Here is a 22,536-nt window from a genome sequence, read left to right on the forward strand (position 1 = left end):
CTACCGACAAGGGAGGCTCAAACGCCCAGATCCGTGAGGCTCGGCGGCCTGCTGGGCCGCGTAACACCACCGGCAGGGGGTCGACTCCTGGCCTTCTCGGCGCGCCATGCCTGTTGGGTCCAGATTGAGCGTCGTCCTCGGTTCCTCGGATAACCTGCGAAGGTGAGCCCAGAGGCCGACAGCGTCACCCCCGACCTCCGGCGGCAGTGGTACGAACTGGCCGAAGAGGTGCGCGAACACCAGTTTCGCTATTACATCAAGGACGCGCCGATCGTCACCGACGCCGAGTTCGACGACCTGTTCAACCGGCTGCTCGCGCTGGAAGACCAGTACCCGGAACTGCGTGCCGCCGACTCGCCCACCCAGCTGGTGGGCGGCGCCGGGTTCACCACCGAGTTCACCCCCGCCGAGCATCTGGAGCGGATGCTGTCGCTGGAAGACGTGTTCTCGCCCGACGAGCTGACGGCCTGGGCGGGAAGGGTCATCGGTGAGATCGGCGGTGACACCGCCTACCTGTGCGAACTCAAGGTCGACGGGGTTGCGCTCGGGTTGGTATACCGCGACGGCCGATTGGTCAGCGGGGCCACCCGCGGCGACGGACGGATCGGTGAGGACGTGACGCTCAACGCGCGCACCATCACCGATGTCCCCGAATACCTCACCGCCGACAGCGAATTCCCCATCCCGGCGGTGCTGGAGGTGCGCGGCGAGGTGTACTTCCGGCTGGAGGACTTCGAGAACCTCAACGCCGGACTGGTCGCCGAGGGCAAGCCGCCGTTCGCCAACCCCCGCAACAGTGCCGCCGGGTCACTGCGGCAGAAGAACCCGGCCGTCACCGCACGGCGCAACCTGCGGATGGTCTGCCACGGCCTCGGCTACACCGAGGGATTCAGGCCCGACACCCTGCACGACGCCTACACCGCGATGAAGGCGTGGGGGCTGCCGGTCTCGACGCACACCGCCCGCGTCGAGGGCATGGCCGCGGTGGCCGAACGCATCACCTACTGGGGCGAGCACCGCCACGAGGTGGACCACGAAATCGACGGCATCGTCGTCAAAGTCGACGATCGGGCGCTGCAGCGCCGGCTCGGCGCCACCTCCCGGGTGCCGCGCTGGGCGGTGGCCTACAAGTACCCGCCGGAGGAGGCGCAGACCACGCTGCTCGACATCCGGGTCAGCGTCGGCCGCACCGGCCGGGTCACCCCGTTCGCCCATATGACCCCGGTCAAGGTCGCCGGCTCCACGGTGGGCCTGGCCACCTTGCACAACGCCTCGGAGGTCAAGCGCAAAGGCGTGCTGATCGGCGACACCGTGGTGATCCGTAAGGCCGGCGACGTCATCCCCGAGGTGCTCGGGCCCGTTGTCGACCTGCGCGACGGCAGCGAACGCGAGTTCGTCATGCCGACCCACTGCCCGGAATGCGGAACCCTGCTGGCGCCGGCCAAGGAGGCCGACGTCGACATCCGCTGCCCCAACGCCCGGTCCTGCCCGGCGCAGCTGCGCGAGCGGGTGTTCCATGTCGCCGGCCGCGGCGCCTTCGATATCGAGGCGCTGGGTTACGAGGCGGCGATCGCGCTGCTGAGCGCCGGCGTCATCACCGACGAGGGCGATCTGTTCGCCCTCACCGAAGACGACCTGCTGCGCACCCAGTTGTTCACCACCAAAGGCGGCGCGCTGTCCAAGAACGGCCGCCAACTGCTGGCCAACCTCGACAAGGCCAAGACCCAGCCGCTGTGGCGGGTGTTGGTGGCGCTGTCGATCCGCCACGTCGGCCCGACCGCGGCCCGGGCGCTGGCAACCGAATTCGGCAGCCTGGACGCGATCACCGCGGCGTCCACCGAGCAGCTGGCGGCCGTCGAAGGCGTCGGCCCCACCATCGCCGCCGCGGTCACCGAATGGTTCGACGTCGACTGGCACCGCGCCATCGTCGACAAGTGGCGGGCCGCCGGGGTGCGGATGGCCGACGAACGCGACGAGAGCATCGAACGCACGCTGGAGGGGCTGAGCATCGTGGTGACGGGCTCGCTGACCGGTTTCTCCCGCGACCAGGCCAAGGAGGCGATCATCGCGCGCGGTGGCCGGGCGGCGGGTTCGGTGTCGAAGAAGACGGCCTACGTCGTCGCCGGAGACGCGCCCGGGTCCAAGTACGACAAGGCCGTCGAGCTCGGGGTGCCGGTGCTGGACGAGGAGGGTTTCGTCCACCTGCTGGCCGAGGGCCCGGTGGCCAGCCCGGATTAGGAAATTCTCAGCTGGTTGACAGCGTCAGTTGTGTGTGGCAGTCTCGCCAAGAGAAGTGCAACATGATGTTGCAGTTCGTCGTGAGTGGTAGCCGCTGGCGGTAGCGCGTCAGCTCTTGCATCGTTCGAGGCCGGAAGAGCGAGGACACGATGACCACCAGTGATAACGCCTTCTGGGGCCCTGCCAGCAGCGCCGATAGGTGCCACGCCACCCGCCGCCGTTCGCGGGGTATCCGGCGAGATGCCCGTAAGCGGACGATCGGCGCCGATATCGCCATAGGGGCGTTGTTGACCTTCGGAACGATTCCGCTGGCCACCGCCCCCGCAGCGCGGGCCGACATCGATGACGTGTTCGATCAGTTGTTCTCGCCGTTTATGGACGCCGCGACGAACACCGTTGACTGGGAAGCGTTTTCGGCTCCCGCCGCATGGGGAACCTTCTTCGATCCCGCGCACTGGGAAGTCGCATGGTCCAACCTGGGCGGTCTGAGCAGTGCCCAGGCGTCCGTTGCATCGCCGACCGGCTGGACCGCATTGTTCGACGAGCTGATCTACACCCCGATTCACACCGGCGTGGGCCAGTTCATCAACAGCGATCTGGGCCTGCAGGTCGGCGGGGTGATCAATCAGCTGTTGGGCTCGTATGCGATTGGTGACGGCGCGGCCGGTACCGCCGAGAATCCGGACGGCGGGGCCGGTGGGTGGTTGTTCGGTGACGGTGGTGCGGGCTTTGACAGCACCGCCGAGGGAACGGCCGGTGGTGCAGGCGGGGCTGCAGGGTGGTTCGGCAACGGCGGTACCGGTGGCGTCGGGGGTGCTGGTGCGGCCGGCGGGGATGGCGGAGCCGGTGGCTGGTTGCTCGGTATCGGTGGTGGCGGCGGTGCCGGCGGTGACGGGCTGGTCGGCGGGATCGGTGGTGCCGGCGGCGACGGCGGCTGGTTGTTCGGCATCGGTGGTGCCGGTGGTGCCGGCGGCGATGGTGGCGACGGTGGACACGGCGGTGACGGCGGCAACGCGATCGGCCTGTTGGGCAGCGGCGGGGCCGGCGGCAACGCCGGCAACAGTGGCGTGGGCGCCGATCCGACCAGATTGCCGGCACTGGGCGGGACCGGTGGCAACGGCAGCCTGCTCATGCTCGGCGACCACGGCACTGTCGGCCAGTTCGGCACCGGTGTACCGCTGAGCGGTGGCACCGGCGGATTCTCGACAGCCGGTTCCTGGCTCATCGACAGCGACGGTCGGGTCGTCATCCTGCACGGTTTCGATCATGTGAACAAGGTGGCGCCCTATGAGCCGTCGGCCGACGGGTTCGGCGCTGATGACGCAGCATTCCTGGCCGCCAACGGCTTCAACAGCGTGCAGCTGGGCCTCTTCTGGGCGGCGGTGGAACCCGAACCCGGGGTCTTCGACTATGGCTATCTGGCTTCGGTCGCCGCGACCGTGCAGACGCTGGCCGATCACGGCGTCCACAGCAACATCTACCTGCACCAAGATCTCTACGGCAGCCCGTTCGGGGGTGCGGGGGCACCGGATTGGGCGGTGCAGACCGGCGGGTTGCCCAACATCGATGTGGGCTTCCCGTGGAGCTACTTCGTCAACCCCGCGCAGAACCACGCCTGGGATGCGTTCTGGTTCAACGCCAAGGCGCCCGATGGGATCGGGCTGGAGAATCACTACGCGCAGATGCTGCAGGTTGTGGCGCACTACTTCAAAGACAACCCCGGTGTGGCCGCCTTCGGTGTGATGGCCGAACCGCACGCCGGATCGCAGTGGCTGTCAGCCGCATTCGGCAGCCCGTACTTCGACTCCCAGCAGCTGACCCCGTTCTACGACCAGTCGGTCGCGGCGATCCGGTCTGTGGACCCGTACACGCCGATATTCGTGCAGCCGAACGTTCTCTTCAACCTGGGGATTCCAACCCAGCTGGGCCCGGTGAACGACTCGAACGTCATCTACTCGTTCCAGCACTTCTGCCCGTCCGTCGACTTGTTCGGCGTCGACTTCATGTGCAACGTGTTCGCCGACCTCGCCATTGCCAACGCGGCGAGCTACCCAGACGCGTACAACATCCCGGCACACATCGGTGGGTTCGGGGCCAGCGATGCTCTTGGCGCTCATGCCGCGGTACTGGATGCCGCCGCGCGACATCAGTACGGCTGGGCGACGTGGGTCTACACCGGCACGAACGACAGCACCACCACCGCCTCGTCACGCGAGGCCGAGTCGTTGGTGTATGACACCAACCTGCCGCCGGTCGGCGACAATATCGATGCTGCGAAGTTGGCGGTGCTGGCCGAGCCGTATCCGCAGGCGGTGGCCGGCGTCCCGACTTCCTGGTCGTTCGACAACGGTACTTTCCAGCTCAGCTACTCGACCGAAATGGCCAACGGCCAAGGCGTCTTCGCTGCCGGCGCGCAAACCAACATCTCGGTGCCGGCCGTCATCTACCCGAACGGCTATGACGTCACCGTCACCGGTGGCCACGTCGTCTCAGCGCCCAACGCCCCGGTGCTCATCATCGCCTCCGACGCCGGAGCCACCACCATCAGCGTTACCGTCACCGCGGCCGCAGCAGCGGGGTGAGCGCCCACGGTGGTCCCGGAACGACCATGAATCGCGGGCTCATCGACCACGGGTAGATTCTGCGCGCCCCGCCGACCACGAGGCGGTCACCGGCGCAGAAGTCGCTCACGAAGTGGGGTCGATGAGGATCTTCGCGTGCTCATCGGGAGTGGCCAGGGCCTCGAACGCCGCGTCGACCTCGGCCAGGGAAACGGTGGAGGTGATCAACGGCGTCGGGTCCACTTTGCCTTTCGCGAGCATCCTCAATGTCCGGCGGAACTCGACCGGTGTGTATCCCAGGACGAACCGGATATCGAGTTCCTTGTTGATCGCCATCGCGAGCCGAACCCGGTCCTCGCCCATGCATACGCCGGCAACGACGACGCGCGACATCATCGGCGCGGTGGTGATCACCGAGTTCAGCACGCCGGGGACCCCGACACATTCAAATATGACCGGGGCTTTGGGACCGACCCCGATCGATTCGAGCGCTCTCCACGCTTGCCACAGCGGGATAGGGAGGGTGTTCGCAGCTTCGGTTGCGCGCAGCAGCAGGCGCATCGCCGCGACCGCGCTGGTGAAGTATCCGCGCCGTTGTTGCAGATGCTCCATTGGCGATGCGGTCGACGGGTCGATGACGATATCGGCCCCGCACCTGCTCGCCAACGCGCGTCGTGCCGGGCTGAAGTCGCTGGCAATCACCGTTCGAACGCCATGCGCCTTGAGCATCAGCACCACCGCGAGCCCGATGGGGCCGGCGCCAACTACGACCGCAGTCTGTCTTCGACCGATCTTCGACCGTCGCACCGCATGGAGGCCCACCGCCATGGGCTCGGTCATGGCGGCGATATCGGTGTTGAGGGCGTCGGGGACGGGTACGACCAGAGACTCTTCAACGACTACCTCCTCGGCGTAGGCGCCAGGTGCCGAGGCCGAAAGTCCGATCGGGTGGATTCCCTCGCCCTCTCGCCGCAAGGGAAACGCGACAACTCGGCCGCCGATGGGGGTCCGCTTCTTGCAGTGCGGGCCGTATTCGAGGATCTCGCCGCAGAACTCATGCCCGAATACTGTGCGATCGGTCGAGCGCATCGCCTGCAGGTATCCCATGTCCGCGGCCACGTCGGCGAGCTCGTCGCTGTGGTGCCGCGCATGCAGGTCAGAACCGCATATTCCGCAGCGAAGCACTTTCAGTCGGACTTGGCCGCGGCCGGGCCGCGGCACCGGAAGCTCTGCAACCGCCAATGTGCCATTCTGGCAGACAACTGCTTTCACGACCTATCTAGCCTGTCTCGGTTGCTGGATGTCCGTCGAAGTAGTCGACGCGTGGGCGGCGGCGAATATGTAGTCCTCCAGCGGGAATCTCTTTGCGCGCCGCGCAGTATTCCATGTCGTGGTGGGCCGGATGGGGACATCGCCGTGCTTGTCAAAGTAGTAGCTGTTAGACGCCCCGCACCCCTCCTGCCAAAAGATTTGACGGTACCGGCGGGACAGCATTTCTTTGAAGAAGCGGGTGTTAGCTTCGGCTTTGACCTCGACAAAGTTGCTGCGAGTCTCGCGGGCATAAGTTAGGCAGCGCACTATATGCGTGGTCTGGGCCTCGATGAGGTTGAAGTACGAAGAGCCGTTATATCCATAGGGTCCATACACGGAGAAGTGGTTGGGGAACCCGGGAACGCTTACTCCCTCGTAGGCCTGCAGTCTGTTCGCATCCCACCACTGGGCCAACCGTCGTCCGGAGTTGCCGATCAGCTCGTAGGTAGGATTCGCATCGGGGTCCGTGATTTTGAATCCCGTGGCCAGAATCAGTACGTCAAGTTCGTGTGTTGTTCCATCGGCCGTGATGACGCCACGCTCATCAATGCGGTGGATCGCATTGGTCTCTAAACGCACATTTGCTCTGTTGTACGCCGAGTAGTAGCTGTTGTGAAAACTCGGGCGCTTGCAGCCCAGCGTGTACTTCGGCAGCAGTTTTTCACGAAGTACGGGGTCCTTCACCTGACTGTAAAGATAGATTTTCGCCTGCTTCTGGGCAAGCTTCCCCACCGGGAAAAATTTATGATAATGGGCCACGATAGGGAACGTGATCTCGACAAATATCTGACTTGCGATACGCAGCGCAAGTTCCAGCGCGGGGACTCTTGCGATCAAGCTCTGGATATTTTGTGGAATTTCGAGGTCAAGCTTTGGCATGCACCAGATCGGGGTGCGTTGAAATACGGTAAGACTTTGGGTTCGAGCGGCAATAGCTGGGATGATCTGGACTGCGGAGGCGCCCGTTCCGATAATCCCGACACGTGCGTTTGAATAGTCGACTGACTGGTTCCAGCGGGCGCTATGAATAACAGTTCCAGCGAATAGTTCAATGCCTTCGATGTCAGGCATCTTGGGTGTTGTCAAGGCGCCGGACGCGTTGATCACAAAACGCGCGCTGATTTCTCCGTGACACTCGGTGATCAGCCGCCAGAGCGAATGGGCTTCGTCAAACCGAGCCGACTTCACACTCGTGCTCAGCCGAAGCTTGCTCCGAAGGCCGTACTTGTCCACGCAGTGGTTGGCGTAGTCCTCCAGTTCTGCCCCATTGGCGTAGGTGCGCGACCAGGTGGCCCGCTTCTCAAACGAGAACTGATAGCTGTACGACGGGATGTCGACGGCTACCCCCGGGTACCTATTCCAATGCCAGGTGCCGCCTACGCCGTCCCCGTCGTCGACGATCACAAAATCATCGAACCCCCCATCGATGAGCTTGATCGCCGAACCGATGCCGGAGAACCCTGCGCCAATGATCACAATCTCGTGGTCGGGGACACCGATCTGTTCCGGCCAGGCGCCGTCGGCGCCACTGGCTGGGGCTGAAACGGCGTGATCGCTTGTGGCCATGGTCTCCTCGCTCTTCGGCCAGGGAATGGGTTCCCGACGAACTGGCGTACGACCGGCGCGCGGGAACCCCAGGACGCTAAAGTGCAACATAGTGTTGCATTTCTCCGTTGGGGGAGTTTGGCACGCATCGATTACGCTGTCAACCATGCCGCGTGGGGGATCGTCCGTCGAGACGGCTCGGATGCGATCGGATGTGATCGAGAACCGACTGCGAATTATCGAGGCGGCAACGGAAGTGCTCGCCGGAGACCCGAACGCGTCGATGCAGGAGATCGCCGACGCCGCCGAGCTCAACCGAGGAACCCTGTACCGACATTTCCCGAGCCGCGAGCAACTCGTGGCCGCGATTCACGAAGCCGCCGTCACGAAGATGCGCGAGCTTTATCTCTCGTTGCCGAAATCAGCCCCAGTGTTGCCGAGCCTCATTGAGCTGGTCGGGCCAACGATCGAAGTCGCCAGTCGCTACCGAGTTTTGATCCTGGCTCCGATCGCCGACCCCAGCCGACTGGTCGCCGAGGCACAGTCCGTCGAGGTGCTCGCCGCCGCCATTCACCGGGCCCAGCGCGCCGGTGAGGTCGACCAGCGGATATCGCCCATTGTCGCGGCAACCACCTTCGGCGTCCAGATTCTTGGCGCTGCAACGTTGATTGCCCGCGGCGGCGTCCCGCCCCACGACGCGATTGCGCAGACCCGACTCGTCCTGCACAAGGCGTTGATGGCCCCCACGCACGACACCGAGTGAACTGGGTTGTGGCGGACGACGTGCCGCAGGTGAATTAGCGCAGCAGCGTCGCCACGATCCCGGCCAGGTAGCCCAGCCGCACCACCTCGGCGGGCAGGAACGCCGGCCCTCCGGTGCGGCCCAGCACGATCGCGGTGCGCGGGTCGCCGAGTGGCGCGGCGGCCAGTGCGACGTCCATGTCGTGCCACACCGGCGGCACCCAGTCGGCGGTGTTGTCCAGCGCGGTGGGGCGTTCGATGGGCAGCCACGGCACCGCGCCGATCTCGGTCTCCGGAGTGCCCGGGCTGCCGGCGAGCTGGCGGGACCCACCGGCCGACCCCTCGGCGCGCAGCACCGCGCACCAGCTGACGCGCAGTACCCGGGGCGCTTCGTCGGACAGCTTCTGCAGTTTGGCGCTGCGGTCACCGGCCGCCGCGACGTGATCGATGAGTTCGAGTTCGCGGTGGGCGTCCAGCAGGCCGGTGTGTGGGCGGACACTGTGCACCTGCACACCGGTGAGTCGTTCGGCGGCGGTGATCAGCACGTCGGGCATCGCTCCGTGCGGCAGCTCGACCACCAGGTCGTCGACCGCTGAGCCGTTTCCGCGCTCCACGACGTCCAGCGACAAGATGTCAGCCCGCACCGAGCCCAGGGCCACCGCCAGCGAGCCGAGGCTGCCGGGGCGGTCTTCGAGCTCGACGCGCAGCAGATAGGAAGGCATGGGCAACTTTCCCACAGCCTGCTCGGCTGCCGAATGTGACATTGGCTTCACGTCCGCCGCTGCACGTGATGCTGGCTTCACGCTCGGCGCGGGTGGGCGACTGATCCGATGGTGCCGGCCCGTCCCCCGCAAGCGGGAGGTGCCCCCAGCGCCCGGCTTCGCCGCGCTTGCGACCGACGCTAGGCTTGCCAGTCGTGTCCCAGATCTCCCGTGACGACGTAGCCCACCTGGCCCGGCTGGCCCGGCTGGCGCTGACCGATGCCGAGTTGGACAGCTTCGCCGGCCAGCTCGACGCGATCCTGACCCATGTCAGCACCATCCAGGCTGTCGACGTCACCGGCGTCGAGGCGACCGACAACCCGCTCAAGGACGTCAACGTCACCCGGCCCGACGAGATCGTCCCGGGCCTGACCCAGGCCGAGGCCTTGGCCGCCGCGCCGCGCACCGCCGAGAACCGCTTCGCGGTCCCGCAGATCCTGGGGGAGAGCCAGTGAGTGAGTTGATCCGTTCCGATGCGGCCACCCTGGCGGCCCGCATCGCCGCTCGCGAGGTGTCCTCGGTCGAGGTCACCCGCGCCCACCTCGACCAGATCGAGGCCACCGACGACCGGTACGGGGCGTTCCTGCACGTCGGCGCCGACCAGGCGCTGGCCGCTGCCGAGGCCGCCGACCAGGCCATCGCGGCCGGTGCGGCGCCGTCGGCGCTGACCGGGGTGCCGCTGGCCCTCAAGGACGTGTTCACCACCGTCGATGCGCCCACCACCTGCGGATCGAAGATCCTGGAAGGCTGGCGGGCACCCTATGACGCGACCGTCACCGCGCGGCTGCGTGCCGCCGGCATCCCGATCCTGGGCAAGACCAACATGGATGAGTTCGCGATGGGCTCCTCCACGGAGAACTCCGCCTACGGCCCGACCCGCAACCCGTGGGATGTCGAGCGGGTGCCCGGCGGGTCCGGCGGTGGGAGCGCCGCGGCGCTGGCGGCCTTCCAGGCGCCGCTGGCCATCGGCACCGACACCGGCGGCTCGATCCGCCAGCCCGCCGCGCTGACCGCCACCGTCGGCGTCAAACCCACCTACGGCACCGTGAGCCGTTACGGGCTGGTGGCGTGTGCGTCGTCGCTGGACCAGGGCGGGCCGTGCGCGCGCACCGTGGCCGACACCGCGCTGCTGCACTCGGTGATCGCCGGGCACGACCCGCGCGACTCCACCTCGGTCGACGCTCCGGTGGCCGACGTCGTCGGTGCCGCTCGTGCCGGGGCCACCGGTGATCTGTCGGGGGTACGGATCGGCGTGGTGCGCCAGCTGCACAGCGGTGAGGGCTACCAGCCCGGCGTGCTGGCGTCGTTCAACGCCGCCGTCGAGCAGCTCACCGCGCTGGGCGCGCAGATCTCCGAGGTGGACTGCCCGCACTTCGACTATTCGCTGTCCGCCTACTACCTGATCCTGCCGTCGGAGGTCTCGTCCAACCTGGCCCGCTTCGACGCGATGCGCTTCGGGCTGCGCGTCGGTGACGACGGCACCCACAGCGCCGAAGAGGTTATGGCGCTGACCCGCGCGGCCGGCTTCGGACCGGAGGTCAAGCGCCGCATCATGCTCGGCACCTACGCGCTGTCGGCCGGCTACTACGACGCCTACTACAACCAGGCGCAGAAGGTCCGCACCCTGATCGCCCGTGACCTGGACAAGGCGTATGAGTCCGTCGACGTGCTGATCTCGCCGACGACACCCACCACGGCGTTCCGGCTGGGGGAGAAGGTCGACGACCCGCTGGCGATGTACCTGTTCGACCTGTGCACGCTGCCGCTGAACCTGGCCGGGCACTGCGGCATGTCGGTGCCGTCCGGGCTGTCCGGCGACGACGGGCTTCCGGTGGGCCTGCAGATCATGGCGCCCGCGCTGGCCGACGACCGGCTCTACCGGGTGGGCGCGGCCTACGAGACCGCCCGCGGGGCGCTGCCGACACCGGTTTGATCGCCGAGCAGTCCCCCGCAAGCGGGAGGTACCCCCAGCAGAATCGCATTCGACCGCTACTTTTCGTGCGATTCTGCGTCTGCTCGCCGTGGGAACGCGACCCACCAGGCAAGATGGGGCCATGCGGATTGGAGTGCTCACCGGTGGCGGTGACTGTCCCGGCCTGAACGCGGTGATCAGGGCGGTAGTGCGCACCTGCGACTCACGCTACGGCTCCACAGTGGTCGGGTTCCAGGACGGCTGGCGGGGTCTGCTGGAGAATCGCCGCATCCAATTGGCCAACGACGACCGCAATGACCGGCTGCTGGGCAAAGGCGGCACCATGCTCGGCACCGCCCGGGTGAATCCGGACAAGCTGCGCGCCGGCCTGGATCAGGTGAAGGCCACCCTCGACGACAACGGCATCGACGTGCTCATCCCCATCGGCGGTGAGGGCACCTTGACCGCGGCGCACTGGCTGTCGCAGGAGAGCGTCCCGGTGGTCGGGGTGCCTAAGACCATCGACAACGACATCGACTGCACCGACGTCACTTTCGGCCACGACACCGCGCTGCAGGTCGCCACCGACGCCATCGATCGGCTGCATTCCACCGCCGAGTCCCATCAGCGGGTGATGCTGGTCGAGGTGATGGGCCGGCACGCCGGGTGGATCGCGCTGAACGCCGGCCTGGCCACCGGTGCGCACATGACGCTGATCCCCGAGCAACCGTTCGACGTCGAAGAGGTGTGCCGACTGGTCAAGCAACGATTCCAGCACGGGTCGTCACATTTCATCTGCGTCGTCGCCGAAGGGGCCAAACCCGCTGCCGGGTCGATGGAATTGCGCGCCGGCGGCGTCGATGAGTTCGGCCACGAGCGGTTCACCGGTGTCGCCGCCCAACTGGCGGTCGAGATCGAACGGCGCGTCAAGAAGGAAGTCCGCACCACCGTGCTGGGGCACGTGCAGCGCGGTGGCACCCCGACCGCCTACGACCGGGTGCTGGCCACCCGGTTCGGCGTCAACGCCGCCGACGCCGCCCACGCCGGTGAGTACGGAACGATGGTGTCGCTGCGCGGCCAGGAGATCGGCAGGGTGGCCTTGGCCGATGCGGTGCGTCAGCTCAAAGTGGTGCCGCAGAGCCGCTACGACGATGCGGCGGCCTTCTTCGGCTAGCTCGCGTCCAGTGTGACAACTGCGAGAAATACCCGCACAATGGTGGATGCGTGTCTACGCATATTCAGTGGGCTGTGGCTCGTATTGCCCGATGAACGAAGGCTTGGGGGGTGGGTATGAGAAAGCTGGCGTGGTCGGCCGCCGTGGTATGCGGTCTGCCGATGGGACTTGTCCTCTCCGTACCGGCCCACGGAAGTGGTGACGTGATAGGCGATTACGTCGCCGATCACGGCGGCGAAGTCTGCGCGTTCATGCGCGACCAGCCGAACATGGCGGGAGTCAAGCACTCGATCGACCACATCCTGGCGACCAGCAGTCTGCCCGAGGATCAGACCGGACGACTGCTGGCCGGGTCGGTGATGGCCGACTGTCCCGAACAGGGCCCGCTGGTCCAGGAGTTCGTCGTGTACATGAAGCGCCGTCAGCAGTCCAACAGCGGCCTGGGCGCTATCGGCGGCATGCTCGGGTTGTAGCCGTTCACAATTCACTCGGGTCGTCGGGCACGTCCACGGCGTAGTCCGCCAGCACCTCCAGGCTCACCACCTCCAGGGTGCGTTCGTGGGTGGAGGCCAACACCACCGGCGCGGCGCAACCGTCGCGGTGTGCCCGCAGCCAGTTCAGCGCGGTGACGCACCAGCGGTCGCCGGGCACCAGGCCCGGGAATCGATAGGCCGGCATCGGAGTGGACAGGTCGTTGCCGATGGAGCGCTGGTGCTCAAGGAATTCACCGGTGACGACCGCGCAGATGGTGTGCAGTCCGATGTCCTCCGGCCCCGAGGAACAGCAGCCGTCGCGATAGAAACCGGTGATCGGGTCGCTGCCGCACGGTTCCAGCGGGCCACCCAGTACGTTGCGGTCGGGCACGGCGTCAGTTTAGAGCGGCGTCACCTACCGTGAGGTATGGCCGAGCGGACTCGTGAGCTGTTGTGGGCGGATATCTCGCAGATCTACCGGCAGATCTGTGAGCACCCGTTCGTCACCGGGCTGACCGACGGGTCCTTGGGGCAGGACCGATTTCGCCATTACATCGTGCAGGACGGCCACTACCTGCGGGCGTATGCGCGGGCACTGGCCGGCTGCGCGGCCAAGGCGCCGGTCGAATCGGAGCTGATGATGTTCGCCGAACACGTCGGCGTGGCCATCGCCGCCGAAGCCGAACTGCACGCGGGGCTGCTCGCGGAGCTGGGGCTGGGCGCCGAGCAGGTCGCGGCGTTGCCGGTCACTCCGACCACCCAGGCCTACGCCAGTTACCTGCTGGCCGCCACCGCATCTGGTTCCTACGCCGAAGCCGTCGCCGCGGTGCTGCCCTGTTACTGGATCTACGCCCGGGTGGGCGAACACCTGCAGCGGCACGGCTCGCCGGAGCCGTTGTTCCAGCGCTGGATCGACACCTATGCCGGTCAGGAGTACCAGGCGGTGGTTGAGGCGGTGCTCACGGTCACCGACCGGCTCGGCGCGCACGCGTCGGCGGCGGAGTGGGAGCTGATGCGCCGGCGTTTTCACACTTCCGCGCGCTATGAGTGGATGTTCTTCGACGCCGCCTACCGGTTGGAAGACTGGCCGGTGTGACCGAGCCCGGCAACGGTGGTCACCTAGACTTTCCTCCCATGACCGCTGCTGTCGCCGAACTGCTCGACTACGACGACGTCGTCGCCCGCTTCGACCCGGTTCTGGGCCTGGAAGTGCACGTCGAGCTGTCTACGGCCACCAAGATGTTCTGCGGATGTTCGACGGCCTTCGGTGCCGAGCCCAACACCCAGGTCTGCCCGGTGTGCCTGGGGTTGCCCGGTTCACTGCCGGTGCTCAACGGCCCCGCGGTCGAATCGGCGATCCGGATCGGGTTGGCGCTCAACTGCGAGATCGCCTCCTGGTGCCGGTTCGCCCGGAAGAACTACTTCTATCCCGACCAGCCGAAGAACTACCAGATCTCCCAGTACGACGAGCCGATCGCGTTCAACGGGTATTTGGACGTGCCGCTCGACGACGGGTCGGTCTGGCGGGTGGACATCGAACGTGCCCACATGGAGGAGGACACCGGCAAGCTCACCCACGTCGGCAGTGACACCGGCCGCATCGAGGGTGCCAGCGAATCCCTGGTCGACTACAACCGGGCCGGGGTGCCGCTGATCGAGATCGTGACCAAGCCGATCACCGGCGCCGGTGCGCGCGCCCCCCAGATCGCCCGGGCCTATGTGACCGCGCTGCGGGATCTGCTGCGGGCCCTCGACGTCTCCGATGTGCGGATGGACCAGGGGTCGATGCGCTGCGATGCCAATGTGTCGCTGAAGCCCACCGGTGCAACCGAATTCGGCACCCGCACCGAGACCAAGAACGTCAACTCGCTCAAGAGCGTCGAGGTCGCGGTGAGCTACGAGATGCGGCGGCAGGCCGCGGTGCTCACCTCCGGCGGAAGGGTGGTCCAGGAGACCCGGCATTTCCACGAGGCCGGCTACACCAGCCCGGGACGGGCCAAGGAGACCGCCGAGGACTACCGCTACTTTCCCGAACCCGACCTGGAGCCGGTGGCTCCTTCGGCGGAGCTGGTCGAAGAGCTGCGCGGCACCATTCCGGAACTTCCGTGGTTGGCCCGCAAGAAGATTCAGGAGAAGTGGGGTGTCTCCGACGAGGTGATGCGCGACCTGGTCAACGCGGGTGCGGTGGAGTTGGTCGCGGCCACGGTGGCGGCCGGGGCGTCCAGCGAGGCGGCACGGGCCTGGTGGGGAAACTTCCTGGTGCAGAAGGCCAACGAGGCCGGTATCGAACTTGACGCCCTGGCGATCACACCCGGCCAAGTCGCCGAGGTGGTGGCGCTGGTGGATTCGGGCAAGCTGTCCAACAAACTGGCCCGGCAGGTGGTCGAAGGGGTGCTGGCCGGTGAGGGTGAACCCACCCAGGTCATGACCGACCGCGGCTTAGTGGTGGTGCGTGACGACTCGGTGATCCAGGCGGCGATCGACGAGGCGCTGGCCGCCAATCCCGATGTGGCCGAAAAGATCAGGGGCGGCAAGCTACAAGCCGCCGGCGCCATCGTGGGTGCGGTGATGAAAGCCACCAAGGGCCAGGCAGATCCCGCCCGGGTGCGTGAGCTGGTACTCGCCGCCTGCAGTTGAGGCGCGACGCCGCGGGTTCGCCGTTCAGATCATCGGCAGGCCGTCAAACGCCTGGCCGTCCCAGCCGATCGCCTCCGCCATCGCCTGGGCCAGCCCGATCATCGACGCCAGCGGCCCCACGGCCGTCATCGGAACGTCGAAGGTTGCGCACGCGATACCGCAGTCGCCCAGCTCGGTGCTGAAACCCAGGCCGTTGAGCAGCGAACCCCCGGGGCTGAGCAGGCCGCCCAGATAGAAGTCGATGCTGGTGTTCAGGTCCGGCACGTCGATATCGAACAGGGACAGCAGCTCGGCGAGGGACACCTCGCCGTAGCCGTTGAGCAGCGCGTTGGTGAAGTTCTCCGGGATGTTGAGCAGCCCCTGCAGCGCGGCCTCCCAATCCGGCGTGGGGCCGCTCAGGTTGGCGATGATGGGGCCGAGGTCATCGTTGAGCTGCAGCAGCGGGCCCAGGTTGGCGCCGATGAGTCCCCACAACACCCCGCTCAGCGGCGATCCCAGGAACCCGAGGTAGGGCTGGATCTCGGCCGCGGTCTCGGATCCCACCAGCAGGGACAGCACGGGAATCGTGCCCTCCACACACAACGGACAGATCCCGACCTCGTAGTGCAGCCCGTTGATCAGGATGTCGAGAAGGGCTGCCTTGCCCGGCAGGGGTATGTCGAAGAGGTCGAAACCGAAGACGTCGATGCCGATCGTGCTCGGCGTGGTGTCGAGCGAGGTGTAGATGAAGTCCTCGGCGCCGGCCGGCATGTAGGGGACCAGTGCGGCGTCGCCGGCGGCGGTCAGGTTGGCCGCGATCAGCGCCAGTACCTCGTCGAAGGTCTTCGCGCCGGTGAACAGGTCCTGCAGGAAACCGGCCTGGTTGAGCAGCGCCTGGGTCGCCAGCGGAGCGGGGGCCGGCGACCAGTGATCCCAGATGTCCTCGAAGTTGGCCGTCGCGGTGTTGATCACGTCGGCCCAACTGGCCAGCTGCACATCGCCGACGTGCGTGCCGGACAGTGCAGCAGGCAGCGGCGCCTGGATGGGGGTGACGGCGATGGCGCCCACGGCGGCCACGGCGATACCGGAGGTGATCCACGGGGAGAACTCGGGGCTGGTCTTCATGGCCGTCTCTCTTCTTGCGATGGGCCACGCAGTGTGATATGCACCACGTTTGATGTTGACTGTAGCCTGAGTCACACCTGAGATCAACGTATCGGCCAGCGCAAAGTGCCTGCGAAAACCGGATCAGACCGGACGACTGCCGGCCGGGTCGGTGATGGCGGACGGCCCCGAAGGGGGCCACTAGTCGAGCTCGTCTAGCGCAGACGCATCAACGGTCGCCGGGAGGTACGGCGACGGCACCATCGCGGGCGCGGTGATGAAAGCCACCAAAGGGTGGCGTGAACTGGTACTTGCCGCGTGCGGGTAGCCCCGGCTGCCTCAGTTGGCGGTGGCCTGCGGCAGTTGGCGGGCCGGCTGGTGGCCCCGGTCGAATATGAACTGCAGCCACCGAACGTCGATCAACATGGTGTCGTCATCCCTTTCGCTGGTCGGGCTGGTGCGGCGGCGGCGGTGACGTCGTGCTCGGTGATGTCACTGCTATCGATCCGTTGAAACCCAACGTAAGCGCGATATTTAAGGCGGCCGGGCGGAGTCGGTAAAGCTTCTGTGAGAACCGATCGCGCAGCGTTGTTTCAGGGCCCACTGACGGACTGCCGACGAAAGTGGCCCCCTTCGCAAGCGAAGGGGGCCACTTTGTCGGTGCTCGGGTCGGGTTACAGCATGCCGGCCAAGTCCTCCAGCGGGTTGCCCACGCCGTCCCAGCCGAGCGTCATGGCGATGATCTGCTGCAGGCTCTCCCACGCGGCAATCGGGCCGATACCATGCCCCTCGGCCACCAGCGGGAAGCCCATGAGGCCGGTGGTGAGCCCCAGCCCGTTCAGGATCGAGCCGCCGAAGCCCGGGGTGCTGCCGTCGGTGACCCCGGCGACATAGCCTGCGACGTCGGTGCCCGTGAACCCCGGCGAGAGCAGTCCGCCAAAGGTGTAGCTCAGGTCGCTGACGTCCATGGACTCCGGCAGTAGGCCCTGCTCGATGAGGATCGGCAGCAGCGCGTTCAGGTCGAGGGTGGCCCCGTTGAGGAGGCCGCCGAGCATGTTGGCCGGGATGTCGGCCATCGCCTGCAAAGCCGCCGACCAGTCCGCGGTGTCACCGGACAGCGCGTCGCTGATCTCGGTGACGCTGTTGCCCAGCGCGACCAGGGGGGCGATGGTCGGACCGAGCGCGCCCATCAGGACACCGCTCAGCGGTGAGGCCAGGAAGGACAGGATCGGCGTGATCTCGTCAGTGGGGAGGGGGAAGTCCTCGGGCAGATACTGCGGCAGCACTATCGCGATCAGTCCTTGCAGGGTGTCGTTGCTCAGGAACAACGGGGAGGGCGACAGCGTGCCGTCCATGTCGGGCTGCGCGATAGCGCCGATCACCGCCTGCGGATCGATTGGGGTGCCGTTGACCAGGTTTGCGATCAGCTGCTGCATTGCCACCATGGGGACCGCGGAGTCCGTCAGTGTGGTCACGTTGGCCTTGGCGGTCTCGAACACGTCCTGCCAGGCGCCGAACGGGTCGAAGTCGGCGGTCAGCGCGACGGTGGGTGAGTGCAGGGCGGCCGGGCTGGGCAGCGGCGCGACGACCGGGGTGGCCGCGATGGTGCCGGCGCCGACGAGGGCGATGCCGGCTGCGACCCAGGGGGAGGGGGCGAGGTGTTGCATTGGTCTCCTAGTCCGACGTGAGTGTGACGATTGCCACCGCGGCGAAATATTACTTGAAAGTAGGTTATGAAAAATCAAGTTATCGCTCACACATAAGCAAAGTTAGGCTGTCTTTACCGCGTTTGACCAGCGCATATCGCCGCGTCGGAAAAATAACCCACAGAGAATTCTCAGAAACTTAGTGGAAGGGCGGTCGTCTGGGTGGACGGAAGTGGCATAGCGGAGCCCGGAATCCCGTGGCGCGGGGCCGGCGTGGCCGGCGGGCGCCTAGTCCTTGTCGTCGTTGGCGCGCGGGAATCCGCCGCCGGACGGGAACAGCGGGAACACCACGTCGTCGAGCTTCTCGGCGTCCCCGGCGGTCTTGTTCACCGTCGCCCCCCAGACGTTGCCGTCCGGCGACATCTTGACCGCCCAGACATGGCCGTGGGTGTCCTGGCGCATGACCTCGGGCTCGCTGGTGACCGAACCGGTGCCGGCAGCCAGTCGCACTGCCACCGTCTGCTTGGTGTTGACCAGGTTGACCAGCACGATGCCGTCCAGGGCGGCGCACCCGGCAACCCCCGGTTTGTCCGGCCACGTCCACACCGTCGAAACACGGGAATCCTTGGTGATGCGCTGCAGCCGGTCGCCACTCGGTGTCCGGTCGGTGACGTAGAGGGAGCCGTCGACGTGGTCGATGCACAGCCCGCCGCCGGCGCCCATCCCGCTCAGGGCGGTGGTGGGCGCGGCCTGGCCGATGGTCGTCGGTTGCTCGATGCGCAGCACCTTGCCGGCCGTCGATCCGGGATCCGCCGCCGCGGCCGGATTGCCCGCGTCGCCGGTCAGCACCACCAGCGTGGTGGGGCTGGTGAAGATCAGTGCGCCGGTGTTACCGGTCGCGCCCTTGGGGATGCCGGTCAGGATGTCTTTGGGAACGTCGCCGTCGGCAATTCGGATCACCCTGTTGTCGGAGGGAGTGCTGATGTAGGCGTACATCAGCCGGTCCTGGGTGTAGGTCGGCGACAGCACGATGTCCATCAGCCCGCCGTCACCGGCCGGGTCGACGCCGATGACGGTCTTCACCTTGGGCTCGGCGGTCAGCGAGACTTCCTTGACCGCGCCGGTGGTCCGCTCGGCGACCAGTGCCGATTTGCTGTCGGCGTGCATGATCAGGCCGCTGGTGCTCTCCAGGCAGCCCTGCATCACCCCCGGCGCCGGGCATTGCTTGGGGAAGGGGTTGGCGGGCAGCGGCGGCGGTGGCGGGGGACTCGTGGTGGGTGCCATCCCGCGCCGCGGCACGGTGGTGAAGGGCTGAGACTGAGCGTCGTCGAAGTGCGCGCAGCCGGTCAGAACCAGCAGTGCCGCGCCCAGCACGACAGGTACCCGGTGAACAGCCCCGCGCATCCGCATGCCCGTCAGGTTACGGACACCGGGTCGGGTTCCGCCACGATGCCCACCGCACGGCCGCGTGGTCGCGTCCGCACCGGGGGAGGATTCGATTCGCTAACGAAGCCGTTCAAATCCCCAATCCCGCCGAGGTTGCCCTTACCCTGGCAGGGTGACCAGTCATGGCGAGGGCTCACACTGGCGCCGGCCGGGTGAGACTGCCGACGCAGACAAAAGACGTCCCAAGTCGGCACGTCTGGTAGATCCGGAGGACGACATGCCATCGCCGACCTATACCGGTGATTTCGAGACTGCTGCCATCCCGCCGTATGACCCCACGGGTGCTCGTGCCGTGGTGGGCGACTACAACCCGCTGCCCTACGCCGAGCCGCAGGTGGGTCCCGGGCGCGTCGGAGTGCCCATCGGCGCTGACTCGGATGCCGACGAGCCGTTCCGGGCACTGGACCGGCGCGGCACCCAGGATCTGGGGCTGCTGATCCTGCGGGTGGGTCTGGGGGTGCTGTTGGTGGCCCACGGGCTGCGCCAGCTGTTCGGATGGTGGGGCGGTCAGGGGCTGACCGGGTTCCGGAGTTCGATCGCCGACGCCGGCTACCAGCACGCCGACATCCTGACCTACGCGGCCGGGGGCGGCCAGATCGCCGCGGGCCTGCTGCTGGTGCTCGGACTGTTCACACCGCTGGCTGCCGCCGGAGCGCTGGCCTACCTCATCAACGGTGTGCTCGCCGGTGTCTCGTCCAACAACGGGGGACAGTTCGACTTCTTCCTGCCGGACGGTCACGAGTTCCATCTCATGCTGATCGTGGTGGCGGTGGCGATCGTGTTGGTCGGCCCGGGCCGATACGGGCTCGACGGCGACCGCGGGTGGGCTCGGCGGCCCTTCATCGGGTCGGTGCTGGCGTTGCTGCTCGGGATCGCCGGCGGCGTGGCGATGTGGGTGTTCCTCAACGGGGCGAACCCGCTCGCCTGAACGGCGATCGCAAGCGCGGCGGAGCCGGGCTCGGCGGGTCGCCGTCGTGGGCCACGGCGATCAGCGATACGGGTTGGGCACCCGGCCACCGCTGGCCTCGGTCAGCAGCGGCAGGGTCGCGAAGCTCACCGCGGGCAACCGCAACATCTCTCCGTTGCGCAGGTGCGCCCGCGCCCACGACCCCCGGGTGAATCCCAGGCCGGCGATATCGTCCCAGCCCACCGAGCGGCTGCCGAGCAGCGTCCGCACGGTGACCTGCTGCGCGTCGGCGACGGTTCGCCATCGGAAGACCAGTGCTGACAACAGCACCGGCAGCACCAACAGTGGCGCGGTGAATGGCCAGGTCAGCACCGGAACCAGCAGGCCCAGGGTCAGGAATCCGACCGCGAAGTGAGCCATGGGCGAGATGCGGATCACCAATGGTGCGGGATCGGACGATGCGGAGGCCACCACCGCATGATGTCACCGCTGGTGCCGACGGGGCCGATGGGTGGGTGGTGGAGTCGCGGCCAAAATAAATATTGACGACTTATTTTTTGTGCAGCATGATGGGCACGTGCCACCGACCAAACCCCGCCGAACCCAGGCGGAGCGCACTGCCGAGACCCGGCATGCGCTGCTGGATGCGACGTTGGACGCGCTGGTGGAGGTCGGTTTCAAGGGCACCACGACCACCGAGGTCGCCCGCCGTGCCGGGGTGTCGGTGGGGGCGCTGCAGGGGCATTTCCCGACGAAGAACGGCCTGCTCACCGCCGCCATCGAGTTCTCGCTGAACCGCCGCATCGAAGAGTTCGAGGTGTTGATGGCGGGACTGGATTCCTCCACGGACAAGCTCGACGAGGCGATCGATCTGCTGTGGTCGATGTACTCAGGGCCGACATTCACCGCGTCGCACGAACTGTGGGTGGCCGCTCGGACCGACCCTGACCTGGCGCCCGCGGTCATCGAGACCGATCGGCAGTTCGCGGAGGCCTGCGACCGGGTCTACACCGAACTGCTCGCCCCTGGCGACGGCTCCGGTGCCGCCACTCCGCATTCGCGGATCGGTCCGCAGATGGCATTCGCCCTGATGAACGGTCTGGCGATGTCCCGGTCGATCGCCGGCTACCAGCCGCTGGCCACCGGCGAAATCCTCGACGCCTTCAAAATGCTGATCCGGCCGCTGGTTGCCGGCTTATCCGACCAACAGGCAGACCCACGAGCCGAGAGAGAGCCATGACCGCCAAAGACCAGCCCGCGCATCCGGCGGTACAGCCACGTCGCATCCGGTTCAACTACCCGGTGGCCGCCCTGGAGCGCCACTTCGTTCAGGGCGACCTGGTGATGAGCCACATGATCGCGCACCTGTCGGCGGTGTTCCCCGAGGGCGAGGACTTCTTCATTCGTTCGGTGCGCCGCTACGCCGACCAGATCACCGACCCCGACCTGAAGGACCAGGTCAAGGGGTTCATCGGCCAGGAGGTCACGCACGGCCGCGAGCACCGTGCGCTCAACGAGCGCCTGCAGGAGATGGGCTACCCGACCCGCAGGATCGACCGGCTTGTGCACCGCCGCCTGAAGGCCTCCGAACGGCGTTTCTCCCCGCTGACCTGCCTTGCGATCACTGCCGCACTCGAACATTTCACCGCGGTCTTTGCCGAGACCCTGCTTGCCGACGAGCGGTGCCAGGCGTTGCTGGGCACGACTGAGGTGCGGTCCATGCTGCTGTGGCACGCCATCGAGGAGTCCGAGCACCGCTCGGTGGCATTCGACGTGTATCGCGCGGTCGGCGGTGATGAGACGCGGCGCATCCGCACGATGCGGATCATCCGATTCAGTTTCCCGCTCGCCGTCTTGGCGAACACCATCATCTCGCTGTTGGGCGACCGGGCCGCCTACCACCCGGTGCGCCTGTTCCGCAGCTTTGCCGCACTGCGGCATTCGCCGTTCTTGACCCGTGCGGTCTTCCGCCGGCTGGGCGAGTACCTGAGGCCGGGCTTCCACCCCGACGACCAGGACAACACCGCGCTGCTGGAGTACTGGTCCTCGGCACTGTTCGGCGAACAGGGATCGTTGGCCGACCACCTGCACTGAGCGTTGC

20 protein-coding genes are annotated in these 22,536 nt (G+C 66.8%); 12 read left to right on the forward strand and 8 right to left on the reverse strand.

What is annotated here, in order from left to right; translation table 11 throughout:
• Window positions 1-162 precede the first annotated feature (162 nt).
• Entirely contained in the window at window positions 163-2,238 is a 2,076-nt protein-coding gene (gene ligA / locus AWC16_RS09505; RefSeq protein WP_085264486.1) for an NAD-dependent DNA ligase LigA, read from the forward strand.
• A 149-nt stretch (window positions 2,239-2,387) separates the two neighbouring features.
• Window positions 2,388-4,820 carry a PGRS repeat-containing protein gene (locus tag AWC16_RS25535; RefSeq protein WP_109561339.1) on the forward strand — a complete coding sequence of 811 codons (2,433 nt, stop codon included), beginning with the start codon at window positions 2,388-2,390 and terminating at the stop codon, window positions 4,818-4,820.
• Window positions 4,821-4,925: 105 nt separating this feature from the next.
• On the opposite strand, the gene AWC16_RS09515 is transcribed toward AWC16_RS25535, so the two are convergent.
• Both AWC16_RS09515 and AWC16_RS09520 read right to left on the reverse strand, forming a co-directional pair.
• Complete coding sequence (locus tag AWC16_RS09515) at window positions 4,926-6,071, reverse strand: zinc-binding dehydrogenase (protein ID WP_085264487.1); 1,146 nt, start codon at window positions 6,069-6,071, stop codon at window positions 4,926-4,928.
• Window positions 6,072-6,074: 3 nt separating this feature from the next.
• Window positions 6,075-7,676: a flavin-containing monooxygenase gene (locus AWC16_RS09520; protein WP_085264488.1), complete on the reverse strand. Its 1,602-nt coding sequence runs from the start codon at window positions 7,674-7,676 to the stop codon at window positions 6,075-6,077.
• A 145-nt stretch (window positions 7,677-7,821) separates the two neighbouring features.
• On the opposite strand from AWC16_RS09520, the gene AWC16_RS09525 reads away from it, so the two are divergent.
• Window positions 7,822-8,418, forward strand: a complete 597-nt coding sequence (locus tag AWC16_RS09525) for a TetR/AcrR family transcriptional regulator (RefSeq protein WP_234812191.1) — start codon at window positions 7,822-7,824, stop codon at window positions 8,416-8,418.
• 34 nt (window positions 8,419-8,452) lie between these two features.
• Here the strand turns inward: AWC16_RS09525 and AWC16_RS09530 are convergent, their stop codons facing one another.
• Entirely contained in the window at window positions 8,453-9,118 is a 666-nt protein-coding gene (locus AWC16_RS09530; RefSeq protein WP_109561340.1) for an ACT domain-containing protein, read from the reverse strand.
• Window positions 9,119-9,312: 194 nt separating this feature from the next.
• Between AWC16_RS09530 and gatC the strand changes: the two genes are divergently transcribed.
• From gatC to AWC16_RS09550, 4 genes are all read left to right on the forward strand, one after another.
• Window positions 9,313-9,612, forward strand: coding sequence for an Asp-tRNA(Asn)/Glu-tRNA(Gln) amidotransferase subunit GatC (gene gatC / locus AWC16_RS09535; protein ID WP_085264491.1), 300 nt, complete (start codon window positions 9,313-9,315; stop codon window positions 9,610-9,612).
• Window positions 9,609-11,090: an Asp-tRNA(Asn)/Glu-tRNA(Gln) amidotransferase subunit GatA gene (gene gatA, locus AWC16_RS09540; RefSeq protein ID WP_085264492.1), complete on the forward strand. Its 1,482-nt coding sequence runs from the start codon at window positions 9,609-9,611 to the stop codon at window positions 11,088-11,090. Before gatC ends, gatA begins: the two co-directional genes overlap by 4 nt.
• Window positions 11,091-11,211: 121 nt before the next feature.
• A complete protein-coding gene (locus tag AWC16_RS09545) occupies window positions 11,212-12,243 on the forward strand; it encodes an ATP-dependent 6-phosphofructokinase (protein ID WP_085264493.1) in 1,032 nt (343 codons plus the stop codon).
• A gap of 116 nt (window positions 12,244-12,359) precedes the next feature.
• Window positions 12,360-12,716, forward strand: a complete 357-nt coding sequence (locus AWC16_RS09550) for a hypothetical protein (RefSeq protein WP_085264494.1) — start codon at window positions 12,360-12,362, stop codon at window positions 12,714-12,716.
• A 4-nt stretch (window positions 12,717-12,720) separates the two neighbouring features.
• Here the strand turns inward: AWC16_RS09550 and AWC16_RS09555 are convergent, their stop codons facing one another.
• A complete protein-coding gene (locus AWC16_RS09555; RefSeq protein WP_085264495.1) occupies window positions 12,721-13,107 on the reverse strand; it encodes a DUF2237 family protein in 387 nt (128 codons plus the stop codon).
• Window positions 13,108-13,143: 36 nt separating this feature from the next.
• Here AWC16_RS09555 and tenA point away from each other — a divergent pair, with 36 nt between their 5' ends.
• Together tenA and gatB are read left to right on the forward strand one after the other, a co-directional pair.
• A complete protein-coding gene (gene tenA, locus AWC16_RS09560; protein ID WP_085264496.1) occupies window positions 13,144-13,812 on the forward strand; it encodes a thiaminase II in 669 nt (222 codons plus the stop codon).
• A gap of 38 nt (window positions 13,813-13,850) precedes the next feature.
• On the forward strand, window positions 13,851-15,353 hold the full coding sequence (gene gatB / locus AWC16_RS09565; protein WP_085264573.1) for an Asp-tRNA(Asn)/Glu-tRNA(Gln) amidotransferase subunit GatB: 1,503 nt from the start codon (window positions 13,851-13,853) through the stop codon (window positions 15,351-15,353).
• Window positions 15,354-15,377: 24 nt separating this feature from the next.
• Here gatB and AWC16_RS09570 read toward each other — a convergent pair whose 3' ends face one another.
• The 3 genes from AWC16_RS09570 to AWC16_RS09580 all read right to left on the reverse strand — a co-directional run bounded on the left by AWC16_RS09570 (window position 15,378) and on the right by AWC16_RS09580 (window position 19,492).
• Window positions 15,378-16,457, reverse strand: a complete 1,080-nt coding sequence (locus tag AWC16_RS09570; RefSeq protein WP_085264497.1) for a hypothetical protein — start codon at window positions 16,455-16,457, stop codon at window positions 15,378-15,380.
• 653 nt (window positions 16,458-17,110) lie between these two features.
• Window positions 17,111-18,103 carry an outer membrane porin GjpA gene (gene gjpA, locus AWC16_RS09575; protein ID WP_085264498.1) on the reverse strand — a complete coding sequence of 331 codons (993 nt, stop codon included), beginning with the start codon at window positions 18,101-18,103 and terminating at the stop codon, window positions 17,111-17,113.
• Between the two features lie 267 nt (window positions 18,104-18,370).
• Entirely contained in the window at window positions 18,371-19,492 is a 1,122-nt protein-coding gene (locus AWC16_RS09580; RefSeq protein WP_085264499.1) for a PQQ-dependent sugar dehydrogenase, read from the reverse strand.
• A gap of 148 nt (window positions 19,493-19,640) precedes the next feature.
• On the opposite strand from AWC16_RS09580, the gene AWC16_RS09585 reads away from it, so the two are divergent.
• Complete coding sequence (locus AWC16_RS09585) at window positions 19,641-20,456, forward strand: DoxX family membrane protein (protein WP_085264500.1); 816 nt, start codon at window positions 19,641-19,643, stop codon at window positions 20,454-20,456.
• 60 nt (window positions 20,457-20,516) lie between these two features.
• Here AWC16_RS09585 and AWC16_RS09590 read toward each other — a convergent pair whose 3' ends face one another.
• The gene (locus tag AWC16_RS09590; protein ID WP_085264574.1) at window positions 20,517-20,855 is read right to left on the reverse strand and encodes a PH domain-containing protein; all 339 of its coding nucleotides are present in this window, start codon (window positions 20,853-20,855) and stop codon (window positions 20,517-20,519) included.
• 157 nt (window positions 20,856-21,012) lie between these two features.
• Between AWC16_RS09590 and AWC16_RS09595 the strand changes: the two genes are divergently transcribed.
• A complete protein-coding gene (locus AWC16_RS09595; protein ID WP_085264501.1) occupies window positions 21,013-21,675 on the forward strand; it encodes a TetR/AcrR family transcriptional regulator in 663 nt (220 codons plus the stop codon).
• A complete protein-coding gene (locus AWC16_RS09600; protein ID WP_085264502.1) occupies window positions 21,672-22,529 on the forward strand; it encodes a metal-dependent hydrolase in 858 nt (285 codons plus the stop codon). The genes AWC16_RS09595 and AWC16_RS09600 overlap by 4 nt, the downstream gene beginning before the upstream one ends.
• The last annotated feature ends 7 nt before the right edge of the window (window positions 22,530-22,536 follow it).

The organism is Mycolicibacter longobardus, from assembly GCF_002102265.1.
Classification (GTDB): Bacteria; Actinomycetota; Actinomycetes; order Mycobacteriales; family Mycobacteriaceae; genus Mycobacterium; species Mycobacterium longobardum.